Origin of the sequence: Mycobacterium sp. pUA109, assembly GCF_041287095.1 — a bacterium.
In the GTDB taxonomy this organism is placed as follows: Bacteria; Actinomycetota; Actinomycetes; order Mycobacteriales; family Mycobacteriaceae; genus Mycobacterium.
In genome coordinates this window covers 21,105-33,133 of the sequence record NZ_JBGGKS010000020.1, presented here as the reverse complement: position 1 = coordinate 33,133, position 12,029 = coordinate 21,105, and the positions used below count along the sequence as shown (strand labels likewise).

11 protein-coding genes are annotated in these 12,029 nt (G+C 69.1%); 6 read left to right on the top strand and 5 right to left on the bottom strand.

The features are described from left to right. Positions 1–2: 2 nt before the first annotated feature. The gene (locus ACAG26_RS20970; protein ID WP_370484994.1) at positions 3–1,592 is read right to left on the bottom strand and encodes a PPE family protein; all 1,590 of its coding nucleotides are present in this window, start codon (positions 1,590–1,592) and stop codon (positions 3–5) included. Positions 1,593–1,806: 214 nt separating this feature from the next. Between ACAG26_RS20970 and ACAG26_RS20965 the strand changes: the two genes are divergently transcribed. Continuing rightward, complete coding sequence (locus tag ACAG26_RS20965; protein ID WP_370484993.1) at positions 1,807–2,463, top strand: DedA family protein; 657 nt, start codon at positions 1,807–1,809, stop codon at positions 2,461–2,463. A 5-nt stretch (positions 2,464–2,468) separates the two neighbouring features. Here ACAG26_RS20965 and ACAG26_RS20960 read toward each other — a convergent pair whose 3' ends face one another. Then, a complete protein-coding gene (locus ACAG26_RS20960) occupies positions 2,469–2,954 on the bottom strand; it encodes a VOC family protein (RefSeq protein ID WP_370484992.1) in 486 nt (161 codons plus the stop codon). A 173-nt stretch (positions 2,955–3,127) separates the two neighbouring features. On the opposite strand from ACAG26_RS20960, the gene ACAG26_RS20955 reads away from it, so the two are divergent. Both ACAG26_RS20955 and ACAG26_RS20950 read left to right on the top strand, forming a co-directional pair. After that, the gene (locus ACAG26_RS20955) at positions 3,128–3,748 is read left to right on the top strand and encodes an antibiotic biosynthesis monooxygenase (protein WP_370484991.1); all 621 of its coding nucleotides are present in this window, start codon (positions 3,128–3,130) and stop codon (positions 3,746–3,748) included. A 118-nt stretch (positions 3,749–3,866) separates the two neighbouring features. Next, positions 3,867–6,656 carry an FAD-binding and (Fe-S)-binding domain-containing protein gene (locus ACAG26_RS20950; RefSeq protein WP_370484990.1) on the top strand — a complete coding sequence of 930 codons (2,790 nt, stop codon included), beginning with the start codon at positions 3,867–3,869 and terminating at the stop codon, positions 6,654–6,656. Positions 6,657–6,671: 15 nt separating this feature from the next. On the opposite strand, the gene ACAG26_RS20945 is transcribed toward ACAG26_RS20950, so the two are convergent. Next, a complete protein-coding gene (locus ACAG26_RS20945; protein ID WP_370484989.1) occupies positions 6,672–7,241 on the bottom strand; it encodes a TetR/AcrR family transcriptional regulator in 570 nt (189 codons plus the stop codon). Between the two features lie 95 nt (positions 7,242–7,336). On the opposite strand from ACAG26_RS20945, the gene ACAG26_RS20940 reads away from it, so the two are divergent. Continuing rightward, positions 7,337–8,449 (top strand): FAD-dependent oxidoreductase, encoded by a 1,113-nt coding sequence (locus tag ACAG26_RS20940; RefSeq protein ID WP_370484988.1) that lies wholly within the window; start codon positions 7,337–7,339, stop codon positions 8,447–8,449. Positions 8,450–8,455: 6 nt separating this feature from the next. Here ACAG26_RS20940 and ACAG26_RS20935 read toward each other — a convergent pair whose 3' ends face one another. Further along, positions 8,456–9,544 (bottom strand): dihydrodipicolinate reductase, encoded by a 1,089-nt coding sequence (locus ACAG26_RS20935; RefSeq protein ID WP_370484987.1) that lies wholly within the window; start codon positions 9,542–9,544, stop codon positions 8,456–8,458. A 6-nt stretch (positions 9,545–9,550) separates the two neighbouring features. Next, entirely contained in the window at positions 9,551–10,588 is a 1,038-nt protein-coding gene (locus tag ACAG26_RS20930) for a Rieske 2Fe-2S domain-containing protein (protein ID WP_370484986.1), read from the bottom strand. A gap of 106 nt (positions 10,589–10,694) precedes the next feature. On the opposite strand from ACAG26_RS20930, the gene ACAG26_RS20925 reads away from it, so the two are divergent. Further along, on the top strand, positions 10,695–11,312 hold the full coding sequence (locus ACAG26_RS20925) for a TetR/AcrR family transcriptional regulator (protein WP_370484985.1): 618 nt from the start codon (positions 10,695–10,697) through the stop codon (positions 11,310–11,312). Between the two features lie 32 nt (positions 11,313–11,344). Beyond that, a complete protein-coding gene (locus ACAG26_RS20920; RefSeq protein ID WP_370484984.1) occupies positions 11,345–11,950 on the top strand; it encodes a class I SAM-dependent methyltransferase in 606 nt (201 codons plus the stop codon). Positions 11,951–12,029: the final 79 nt, after the last annotated feature.

The window sequence follows — 12,029 nt, the reverse complement described above, 5'->3', positions numbered from 1 at the left end:
CGCTAGGCCTCACCCGATTCACCGGCGCCCCAGCTGTGCGGCACCATCGGCAGGGTCGGTCCGCCGCCGAACGCGCCGCCGGCCAGCGCGGTCAAACCCGCCGCCGGCACCGCACCGGGTTTTCGCACGGTTCCCGTAAACCCCAGAGTTCCCGCACCGTGCTGCGAGGCGACACGCGACGCGACATTTTGATCCCCTATCGCGCCCCCGCCGGGGCTTAACTCGTCGTCGAGGTCCATATATTCATAACCGCGACCGAGCATGGCCACCTTGACCCTCCGGCGCCGACGCGCATTGTGCTGTTCCTCCGCGGCCGCGGCTGTGCTGGGCGCCGCGGCCGAGGCGGCATCGGATTTTGGCTTATGCGTTTTGGCCGACGCACTCACCGCCGAACTCACGCCCATACCGCCCGCGAGGTAGGGAAAGCCCCCGGGGCCCGGCGGTGGCGGCGCAGGTGGGGCGCCAGCCACGACGGTGGCTGACGGCGCCGGCGCGGCGGGAGCAGCACCCGCCGTCGTGGCGGGAATCGTGGCCGGCACCGAGGCCGGACTCCCGAAGATCGGCGCGGCCGGCGCCAAAGCAGCACCCGCCGGCGGTGCCGTCACCGGCATCATTTCGGCGCCGGTAGGCAGCGGGCCCAGGCTCGCCAGGCCGGCGAGCCCCGCGAAACCGCTGGCCGCGCTCACCACCCCGCCCAAGCTCGTGATCGCCACGCCAAGCCCCACCACATACAGCAACGGTTGCTCGATGAGGAATTTGACGGAGACCAGTACGTCGAAAACTCGGCCGGCGATGAAATCCAATACCCACAGCAGCGTGGGATAACTGAACAACACCGACGGATTCGACAGTAACGACGCCAGCTTCGCCGGAGTCCCGGACAGGTTCGCGGCCGTGACGCTCCAGAACTGGCCGAATTGTGCCCAGGTGGTGGGATCGGTGGGGCCCTGGAAGGTCTCGATGGAGTACGGAATGTCATACCAGAGGTCCGCCCAGACCTGGCTGAAGTTGGTGGGGTTGGGGTAGGGCCGCTGAAACGGAATCGTGGCCTCGGACTTCACGATCTGCGGCGCGGCCGTGGTCTGCGGGCTGGCGACCACCGCCGCCGTCGACACCGCCTGATAGGTGCTCATGGTGGTGGCCGCCTGAACCCACATCCGCACGTAGTCGGCTTCGTTCAGCGCGATCGGGATCGTGTTCAGGCCGAAGAAGTTCGTCGCCACCAACACCCCGTGGACGGTGTGGTTGACGGCCAGTTCGACCAGCGTCGGCATGGCGGCCACCGCGGTGGTGTAGGCCGCCGCCGCGGTGGCGTGCTGGGCGGCCGCCGCCGCGCTGTCGGCGCTGGCCTGCAGCAGCCACGCCACGTACGGCACGTTCGCGGCCACATAGGATTCGGCCGCCGGCCCCTCCCAGACACCGGCCCGCACCCCGGCCACCAGTGCGGCAAGTTCATCCGCCACGGCGGCGTATTCGGCGCTTAACGCGCTCCACGCGGCGGCCGCCGACAGCAGCGGGCCGGGGCCGGGGCCGCTGCTCAGCAGCGTCGAATGCACTTCCGGCGCTAACGCCATCCAGATGGGCGCGGTCATAGCCCCTCGGCACTAGGCCATGACGGCCCTCGCCGCCGGCTCAGCGGGGCCATGGGCGGGAACGGCTGTTGACAGGGGGCGTTCCGCACCCCGGCAGCCTACCGCTGCAACCCGCAGTTGCCGGAAGATTGACAGTTCTTCTCCCGCAGCTGCGGATCATGCTCTGGCGTCGGCGCCCCAGCACACGCCGGCCCGGTCGGGCATGCTTAACCGCATGGACGTGGACGCCCTGCTGCAGACCATTCCCCCACTGCTGGTGTACGTCGTCGTCGGCGCGGTGATCGGGATGGAGAGTCTGGGCATCCCGCTGCCCGGCGAGATCATGCTGGTCGGCGCGGCGCTGCTGTCGTCCCGCCATGAGATCGCGGTCAATCCGGTCGGTGTCGGGGCCGCCGCGGTGCTGGGTGCGGCCATCGGCGACTCGATTGGCTACACGGTCGGGCGCCGGCTGGGTATGCCGCTGTTCGACTGGCTGGGGCGACGGTTCCCGCGCCATTTCGGCCACGGCCACGTCGCGCTGGCCGAGCGGTTGTTCCACCGCTGGGGATCGCATGCGGTGTTCTTCGGCCGGTTCATCGCGCTGCTGCGGATCTTCGCCGGACCGCTGGCCGGGGCGCTGAAGATGCCCTACCCCCGGTTTTTGGCGGCCAACGTGTCCGGCGCGATCTGCTGGGCGGGCGGGACCACCGCGCTGGTCTACTACGCCGGTATCGCCGCCGAGCGCTGGCTGCAGCGGTTTTCCTGGATCGGCCTGGTGGTGGCGGTGGTGGGCGGCACCGTTATCGCGGTCCTGCTGCGCGCCCGCACCTCGCGGCTGATCGCCGAATTCGAGGCCGAACACGACCGCGAATCCGACACCAGCACCCCGTAGCGCGGTTACCCGCGGGCTTTCTCAGCGGCGGCCTCCAGCGGGGCGATATCCAGCTTGCCCATCGTCATCATCTGTTCGCTCACCCGCCGCGCCACCTGGGGGTCCGGGTCGGCGAGCAGTTCGGTGAGCCGGCGCGGCACGATCTGCCAGGACAGGCCGAATCGGTCTTTGAGCCAGCCGCAGGGGCCTTCGCTGCCCCCGTCGGCGGTCAGCTCACTCCAGTACCAGTCGACGTCGCGCTGGTCGGCGCAGTCGATCTGAAACGACACCGCCTCGGTGAACGGGAACTGCGGGCCGCCGTTCAACCCGGTGTAGGGCCGGCCGTCCAGGGTGAATTCGACCGTCATCACCTCGCCGGCCTTACCGCCGGGGGTGTCGATCGGATAGTGGGTCACCGCCGTGATCGCCGAGTTCGGCACCACCCGGGTGTACAGCTTGGCCGCCTCTTCGGCCTGGTTGTCGAACCACAAGCAGGGAGTGATGGTGGGCATGGCGGGGTTCTCCTTCGCTGATCGGCACTGATCAGATAGACCGCCGCGGCCCGCGAAACTCATCACGGCCCGGGCACGGTTTGGACCTGACTCTTCAGTAACCGTTGTCTGGGCGCCGCCACCGGAGCATGGTGGATATCACAACCGAGTCTCGCAACTGACGGAGGCGGATTATGTACGCACGTTCTTCCACCATCCACGCGCACCCGTCGTTCATCGACGAGGGCATCACCCACGTCCGCGACGTGGTCATGCCCACGCTCGCCGACATGCCGGGATGCGTCGGGATGTCGATGTTGGTCGACCGCGACGGCGGCAGATGCATCATCACGTCGTCGTGGCTGGACGAGGACGCGCTGCGGGCAAGCGAGGGCCCGGCCACGCAGCTGCGGGACCACGCCGTCGACATCTTCCATGCCAAGGCCGAGGTGTCCCGCTGGGAGATCGCGGTGCTGCGCCGGGACCACCGCGCCGACCGCCGCGCCGGGGTGCGCGCCACCTGGTTGCGTGGCGAGCCCGCCCACATGGACCGGCTGGTCGACACCTACAAGCTGGCGTTGCTCCCCAAGCTGGAGGAGCTGGACGGGTTCTGCAGCACCAGCCTGATGATCGACCCGGCCGCCGGGCGGGCGGTGGCGTCGGTCGGCTTTGACGACCGGTCCGCGATGATCGCGTGTCGCGACGCCGAGCAGGCGATCTGGGCCGACGCCGTCAACGACACCGGCGCCGAGGTGCTCGAGGTCGGCGAGTTCGACCTGGCCATCGCGCATTTGAACGCCCCCGAGATGGCCTGATCGGGCGGCCTCAGCACACCCCACGGCGGTCAACGCGCCCCGCCCGACGTTACACTTTTTGCTTGAAATGTTACGCCGAGTGGGTTGACGGCCGGGTCGGCTCTGCGAGGATGGACGGGTGAGCGCGCCCACCTCCGACGTGATTGCCGCGTTGCGCCGCGCAGGTATTGCCGAGATCGACGACTCGGTGCGGCGCCGCGCGGAGTACTCCACCGATGCGTCGCTGTACCGGGTGCTGCCCACGGTGGTGGTGTTCCCGCGGCACACCGACGAGATCGCGGCCGTCGTGGAGGTCAGCCGGGCCGCTGGGGTGCCGCTGACCGCCCGCGGGGCGGGCACCTCGATCGCGGGCAACGCGGTCGGCACCGGTGTGGTGATGGATTTCTCCCGCCACCTCAACCGGATTCACCGCATCGACCCGGACGCGGCGACCGCGGTGGTCGCGCCCGGGGTGGTGCTCGACGAGGTCCAGCGGGCCGCCGCCCCGCACGGCCTGCGGTTCGGCCCCGACCCGTCCACCCACAGCCGCTGCACGATCGGCGGCATGATCGGCAACAATGCCTGCGGCTCACGCGCATTGGGCTACGGCCGCACCGCCGACAACGTCGTCGCCCTGGACCTGATCACCGGCACCGGCGAGGGGCTGCGCACCACCGACGATCCCCAACGCTCCCCCACCCTGTCGGCGCTGCAGCGGGTCATCCGGTCGCAGTTGGCGGTGATCCGCACCGAATTCGGCCGCTTCGACCGCCAGGTGTCGGGCTACTCGTTAGAGCACCTGCTGCCCGAGTCCGGCTTCGACGTGGCCAAGGCGTTCGTCGGCTCGGAAGGCACCTGGGGGGTGCTCCGGGAAGCGACGCTGCGACTGGTGCGCACACCCGCGCAGCGCGCCCTGCTGGTGCTGGGCTACCCGGATATGGCCACCGCCGCCGACGCCGTGCCCACCCTGCTGGACCATCGGCCCATCGCGTGCGAGGGCCTGGACGCCCGCATCGTCAATGTGGTCCGCGGCCGCAAGGGGGCGGCGGCGCTCCCCCCGCTGCCGGACGGCAACGGCTGGCTGTTCGTCGAATTCGGCGGCGACGAGCACGGCGACGTCGTCGCCCGCGCCCAGGCCGCGTTGGGGGTCGCGGCCGCCAAGGACGGCTGGGTGGTGCCCGACGCCACCGCGGCGGCGGCGCTGTGGCGGATCCGGGAGGACGGGGCCGGGCTCGCCGCCCGCGCCACCGACCCGCCCGGCTTATCGGGCTGGGAAGATGCCGCCGTCCCACCCCAGCAGCTGGGCGCGTATCTGCGCGCGTTCGAAGCGCTGATGGCCGACCGCGGCTTGACCGGGGTGCCCTACGGCCACTTCGGCGACGGCTGCGTCCACATCCGCATCGATTTCCCGTTGCAGCGACCCGACGGCCGACGCATCTTCCGCGACTTCCTCACCGACGCCGCGCAATTGGTCGCCGGCTACGGCGGGTCGATGTCCGGTGAGCACGGCGACGGGCGGGCCCGCGGCGCGCTGTTGCCGCTGATGTACTCCCCGGCGGCGATCGACGCCTTCGCCGCGGTCAAGGGCGTGTTCGATCCCGACGAGGTGCTGAACCCGGGCGTGATCGTGCGGCCCCGCCCGCCCGACGCGGACCTGCGCGAGGTGGCCGCGGCGCCGCTGCGGACCGGGCTGGGCTTTGGCTACCACCAAGACGGCGGCGACTTTTCGGCCGCCGTGCACCGCTGCACCGGGGTCGGCAAATGCCGGGTGGCCGACGGCGCGGGCGTGATGTGCCCGTCGTATCGGGCCACCCGCGACGAAAAAGACTCCACCCGCGGGCGGGCGCGGGTGCTGCAGGAGCTGGCCAACGGCTCGGCGGTGCGGGGCTGGCGGGCCCCGGAGGTGGCCGAATCGCTGGACTTGTGCCTGTCCTGCAAGGCGTGCTCGTCGGAGTGCCCGACCGGGGTGGACATGGCCACCTACAAGGCCGAGGTGCTCTACCAGCGCTACCGCCGCCGGCTGCGGCCGCCCGCGCACTACGCGCTGGGCTGGTTGCCGCGCTGGGCACGGCTGGCGTCGCTGGCGCCGCGGCCGGTGAACCGGCTGGCCGCCGGGCGGCTGGCGCCGCTGGGTAAGCGGCTGGCCGGGGTGGATCCGCGCCGCGAGCTGCCGGTGTTCGCGGCGCGCACGTTTCGTCGCTGGTTCGCCGAACATCCGGTCGCCGACGGGGATCCGGTGCTGCTCTGGGTGGACACCTTCACCAACCACTTCACCCCGCAGGTCGGCATCGCCGCGGTCGCGGTGTTGGAAGCGGCCGGATATTCGGTGCGCATCCCCGGGCCGCGGCTGTGCTGCGGGCTGACCTGGATCTCCACCGGGCAGCTGGACACCGCCCGAAAACAGCTGCGCCGCAGCGTCGACGCGCTCACCGCGCCTGCCGCGGCGGGAATGCCGATCGTCGGGCTGGAACCGTCGTGCACCGCGGCCTTGCGCAGCGACGCTCTCGAGCTGCTCGGCGCCGACGAGCCCGTCACCACCGTGTCGGGTGCGGTGCGGACGCTGGCCGAACTGTTGGGCAGCACCGAGCGGTGGGCGCCACCGGATCTGTCCGGCACCGTCGCCGTCGTGCAACCCCACTGCCACCAGCACGCCGTGCTGGGCTTCGAAGCGGATCGAGCCCTGCTGCGCACCGCCGGGGTGCAGACCCACATCGTCGACGGGTGTTGCGGCCTGGCCGGCAATTTCGGCGCCGAACGCGGCCACTACGAGGTCAGCGTCGCCGTCGCCGAAAACGATCTGCTACCCGCGGTGCGCGCCCATCCGGACGCCGTCGTGCTCACCGACGGCTTCTCCTGCCGCACCCAACTCGACCAGCTCGCGCACCGGCCCGGGGTGCACCTGGCCGAGCTCTTCGCCCCGCGACCCTGAGCGCGCCGGAGATGCTCACTCCGCTTCGCGGCGGGCACGCAGCCCGTTGAGCACGATGTCCATCGTGCGCTGGACGGCCTCGCCATACGGCTGGTCTGAACGCACATAGATCTGCAGGGTCATCAGGTGGGCGACATCCTGCGCGGTGACATCTGGCCGCAGGTCGCCGTCGGCGTGGGCCTGTGCGGTCAGGGCCACGACGCGATCGGCAACCCGCGCGCGGACCTGGGTGAGCGTCGGGTCACCGCCTGCATTCAGAGTCGGGCCGAGCGCGGAGGCCAATGCACCCAGCCGTAATTCGGCACATTCTCGCAGGAGCCGGCACAGAGCGGGCCAGGCACCAACTGCCTCACGCCGGGCGGTATCGGCCAGGTCCGCCAAGTCCGCGAGGTATTCGTAACCCACCGCGCCGATCAGCGCAGCGCGATCCGGGAACCGGCGGTACAAAGTGCCGACCCCGACGCCCGCGCGATCTGCGATCGCCTTCATCGGCACATCGACACCCTGTTCGCGGAACACGGCCTGGGCCGCCACCAGGATCTGATCGCGGTTGGTACGCGCGTCCGCCCGCAACTGGCTGCTCATCGCACGAACCTCCGGGTAACTGGACGAATTTCTTCCGGTTAGTGTAACGTGGAGATAAGTGGACGAACTTCGTCCAGTTGGCCGGAGGTGTGGCGATGGGCGCCAGTGTGCTGATTTCCGGTGCCGGCATCGCGGGATCGACTCTGGCGTATTGGCTTGCGCGCCACGGTTTCGCGGTCACCGTGGTCGAGCAAGCCGCCGGGCAACGTTCCAGTGGCCACCCGGTGGATGTCAAAGGACCCGCCGTCGCCGTGGTCGAGCGGATGGGCATCATGCCGCAGTTACGCGCCGCCGCGACGCAGGTGAACCGGCTGGTGTTCGTCGACGCTCACGGCCACGAGCGCGGCGGGTTCAGCATGAGGACATTTCAGGGTTCCGCCGGGGATCGTGAGCTGGAAATCGCGCGGGCCGACCTGGCGGCGATCCTGCTGTCGGCCGCCGGCGAGAACACCCGAATCCGCTGGGGCGACACCATCACCGATTTGACGCAGACGGGCGACGGTGTGCGGGTGTGCTTCGAGCGCGCCGAACCCGAGCGCTTCGACCTGGTGATCGGCGCCGACGGGCTGCATTCGACGGTGCGCCGACTGGCCTTCGGACCAGAGGCCGCGTTCGTCCGGCACATGGGCATGTACCTGGCGGCCCTGCCCGTGGACCAGCCAATCCGCGATGAGCACCAAGTGGTGATGTTCAACACCCCGGGTCGTGCCTTCGTCATCCACCCCGCAGCGGGAAAGCCGGGGGCCGGGTTCATGTTCCGGCACCCCGCGGTGCCCGGCCTCGACCGCCGCGACCTGGCCCTGCACAAGCGGCTGGTGACCGAGGCATACGCCGGACGGCTCGGCTGTTTCGGCGAATATCTCGACCAGCTGCAGGCGGCCGACGACCTGTACTTCGACGCGGTCAGCCGAGTTCACTTGCCGCGCTGGTCGACCGGGCGGGTGGCTCTCCTGGGCGACGCGGCCTCGAGTCTGTCACTGTTCGGCGACGGCTCCACGCTAGCCATCGCCGGAGCTCACACCCTCGCCGAGGAACTGGCCCGCACACCCGCCCGCCTGTCCGACGCGCTGGCCCGGTACGAACAACGCCACCGCGCATTGGTGAAGCCCCGGCAACGCGGCTTCACCCCCGCAGCAATGCTGCTGGTACCTCAATCGCAAGCCGCTATCGTGCTGCGCAACAGCGTCGCTCGGCTGCTGGGGCGGTGAACTGGTCTAACCGGCGAACCGGCCGGCGAAGCCGCGCAGCGGCAGGTCGGCGCTGGTGAGGATCCCGGGCGGAGCGGCCACCACGGACTTGATCGCGTTGAGGGCCGGCATCCCGGTGACGGTCATGCCGATCGAGGCGAACTCATCCGGATTCGACAGGTCCACACCGGGTTTCGGGAAGATCATGTGCTTGTTGTAAACGCAGGGGTCACCCTTGATCTGGGTGATGTAGCAGCCCTTGATGTTCCAGCTCGGGTCGGTGTGCGGGGTCATCTGCCACTCCAGATGGGTCTCAACGCGCGGGACGCCGTCGACCATGCCCTGGTATTTGATGTAGTTGCCGCCCAGCGACCCCTTGGGCAGCACGTACCAGCCCAGGTCGACGTCTTTGGTGCAGGCCCCCAGCTCGTAGCTGAACTTCACCTCGTCGAGGTCCAGGCCGAAGCAGTCGGCCATCAGGTAGACGCTGTCGGCGAAGACCCGGGTGTACTTCTCCAGCTTGGCGGGGATCTCCGGGTCGTCGACCGGCAGACCGTAGCCGACCTCGATCCAGGTGTCCTTGCTGTGGTGACACGACACGTCGACGGACTCGATGGTGGTGATGTTCTCGATCTCGGCGACGTCGGCCGAACACACCACCCCGAGAATCTGATTGAGCCCTGGGTTCATGCCGGTGCCGTAGAAGGTCGAACCCCCCTTCTCGCAGGCCTCCTGCAGCAACCGGGTGACCTTCTTGCCCGAGGGGTGTGGGTGGTTGGTGTCGCGGTGCCAGCCGGTGATCCAGTCGGCGGTGGTGACGATGTCGATGCCGGCTTCGAGCACGGTGACGTAGAGGTTCTCGTCGGGGAACACGCCGTGGAAGGTCACCACGTCGGGCCGCGCGGCGATGATCTCCTCGACGCTGCCGGTGGCGATCACCCCGTTGGGCGCCAACCCGACCAGCTCGCCCACATCCTTGCCGATCTTTTCTGGTGAATAGCAGTGCACCCCAATCAGTTCCAGATCGGTCTGGGTAGCGATGCGTTTGATCATCTCCGAGCCGACGTTGCCCGTCGCCACCTGGAAGACGCGGATCGGCGTGGTGTTGTTGGCCATCGCGGTTCAGCCTTTCTCTCGTGCTGCGTAGACCTCGGCGGCCGCGCCACCGACGCCGTCGGGATAGAACTGCTTGGCCCACTGTCGAATCGCGGTGAAGCCCTTGAGTTCACCGCTGGCCAGCGCCGGCGGGTCGGAGTACCGCTGATGCGACCAGATGTGGATGTCCTGACGGAACTGGCGGATGATCTCGGCGCCGAACTCCTCAGCCTTGACGGCCGCGCGCTGCGGGTTCTGGGCGGCCGCTTCACCCGCCGGCCGGCCGATGTAGACCATGAACCGCACATCGCAGGTGGCGTCGTCGACCGGGGTGATACAGGAGATGGTGCGGTTGTCGATCATCCCCCAGCTTTTGGTCACCGCGATGCCCAAGCCGCCGTTGATGGCCTCCACCCCACTTTGGACCTCGTCGATGGTCTGCTGGTCATCGCCCTCGAACGTGATGGTGAAGTCGACGTAGGACACCGGTGCGTCGAAGTCGTGGCGGGTGAACACGGGGTTGATCGGGGTGCCGTGCACGTACTTGAAGTGGGCGAAATCCACGCCGTTCTCCAGCACGTATTGCGGGTGCATCTCGTGGCCCTGCTCGAACAGCCGCTGCTGGGGGTAGTAGTCGGCGGCGCTGCTGCCGTCGCCGAACGCGGCGAACACGTCGGGCGCGTCGAAGAACGGGGCGCGACCGCTCGCGTCGTACCACAGGTAGACCGAGTCGTTGCGTTCGACCACCGGGTAGGTCGTGATGCGCCGACCCCGGTTGGGGCGCTGCTCGTAGGGGATACACACGTTGCGGCCCTCGGCGCTCCACTGCCAACCGTGAAACGGACACTGGATCACCTCACCCTCGACGTGCCCGCCGTAGCCCAAGTGGGCACCCAGGTGCTCGCAGTAGGCGTTCATCACGGTGAGCCGCCCGGATTGGCTGCGCCAGGCGATCAACTCCTGGTCGAAGTACTTCATCCGGTGCACGGCGCCGACGCCGATCTCGTCGGACCAGGCCACCTGAAACCATCCCGTCGGCTTCATCGACAACGGCGGTTTGGCCATGTTCGCAACCCTTCCCGGTTCGCCTCGGCGGGATGATCCTAGAGGAGCCTATGAAACAGTCATAGAAAGGTCAATGAAAACCCGTTTCGGCCGTTAGGATGCGGGGATGGCAGAGCCCGACAGCGCGCGCCGCACCGCCAACCGGCGCGGGATCGCCACCCGCGAGGCGATGCTCAAGGCCGCGGTCGACGCGTTGGCCACCGGCGATCCGGCCGCCGTGTCCGCCAACCGCATCGCCAAACAGATCGGCGTGACCTGGGGCACCGTGCAGTACCAGTTCGGCGACGCCGACGGGTTCTGGGCCGCGGTGCTGCACCACACCGCGACCCGGCGGGCCAACTTGTTCGCCGACACCGATGCCGGCGCGTCGCTGCGCACCCGGGTGGCCGCGATCATCGACACCCTCTACGACGGGCTGGCCGCCCCGGACTCCCGCGCGATCGAAAACCTGCGGGCCGCGCTGCCACGTAATCCCGACGACCTCGACCGCCTCTACCCCGCCACCGCGGCCGAACTGCGGTCCTGGGGGCAAAGCTGGCACGACACCTGCCAGAAGGCGTTCGCCGACTTGCAGGTCGACCGCGAGCGCATCCATCAGGTGGCGTCGTTCATTCCCGGGGCGATGCGAGGTCTGGTGTCCGAGAAGCAACTTGGCAGCTATGCCGACCTCGACGAGGCGCGGGAAGGCTTGACCAACGCCATCGTCGCCTACCTCAGCGGGTGACCGGCGGGTCCCCGTTTTGCGACAATGGCGCCATGACCGAACAGAGCCTGTGGATGCAGAAGGTCGCCGCCGATCCCGACCATTCGCAGTGGTATATCGAGCGGTTCCGGGCCATGGCGCGCGCCGGGGAAGACCTGGCCGGCGAGGCCCGCCTGGTGGACGCGATGGCGCCGCGCGGGGCCCGCATCCTGGACGCCGGCTGCGGTCCGGGCCGGTTGGGCGGGTATCTGGCCGAGGCCGGTCACCAGGTGGTCGGTGTCGACGTCGACCCGGCGCTCATCGAGGCCGCCGAGCACGATCATCCCGGGCCGCGTTGGCTGGTCGGTGACCTCGCCGAGCTCGACCTGCCCGCGCGGGGCATCACCGAGCCCTTCGACATCGCGGTGTCGGCCGGCAACGTGATGACGTTTCTGGCGCCGAGTACCCGCATCCGGGTGCTCAGCCGGGTACGCGCCCACCTCAAAGACGACGGCCGTGCGGTGATCGGCTTTGGCGCCGGACGCGACTACGAGTTCAACGAGTTCCTCAACGACGCCGTCGACGGCGGGTTCGCGCTTGATCTGCTGCTCTCCAGCTGGGACCTGCACCCGTTCACCGAGGCCTCCGATTTCCTGGTCGCGGTCCTGCGACCGGCGTAAAACGTTGCACTACATCGGGATTAGGCCTTAGACCCGCAGCGCCACCCGCGATTCAGATACACAAATGTATGCGACGTGG

What these genes read in the sequence shown, in the direction of transcription:
- ACAG26_RS20930 (WP_370484986.1), bottom strand. Translation starts at nt 10,588, where the DNA reads ATGGCCAAACCGCCGTTGTCGATGAAGCCGACGGGATGGTTTCAGGTG.
- ACAG26_RS20920 (WP_370484984.1), top strand. Translation starts at nt 11,345, where the DNA reads ATGACCGAACAGAGCCTGTGGATGCAGAAGGTCGCCGCCGATCCCGAC.
- ACAG26_RS20970 (WP_370484994.1), bottom strand. Translation starts at nt 1,592, where the DNA reads ATGACCGCGCCCATCTGGATGGCGTTAGCGCCGGAAGTGCATTCGACG.
- ACAG26_RS20955 (WP_370484991.1), top strand. Translation starts at nt 3,128, where the DNA reads ATGTACGCACGTTCTTCCACCATCCACGCGCACCCGTCGTTCATCGAC.
- ACAG26_RS20935 (WP_370484987.1), bottom strand. Translation starts at nt 9,544, where the DNA reads ATGGCCAACAACACCACGCCGATCCGCGTCTTCCAGGTGGCGACGGGC.
- ACAG26_RS20960 (WP_370484992.1), bottom strand. Translation starts at nt 2,954, where the DNA reads ATGCCCACCATCACTCCCTGCTTGTGGTTCGACAACCAGGCCGAAGAG.
- ACAG26_RS20940 (WP_370484988.1), top strand. Translation starts at nt 7,337, where the DNA reads ATGGGCGCCAGTGTGCTGATTTCCGGTGCCGGCATCGCGGGATCGACT.
- ACAG26_RS20945 (WP_370484989.1), bottom strand. Translation starts at nt 7,241, where the DNA reads ATGAGCAGCCAGTTGCGGGCGGACGCGCGTACCAACCGCGATCAGATC.
- ACAG26_RS20965 (WP_370484993.1), top strand. Translation starts at nt 1,807, where the DNA reads ATGGACGTGGACGCCCTGCTGCAGACCATTCCCCCACTGCTGGTGTAC.
- ACAG26_RS20925 (WP_370484985.1), top strand. Translation starts at nt 10,695, where the DNA reads ATGGCAGAGCCCGACAGCGCGCGCCGCACCGCCAACCGGCGCGGGATC.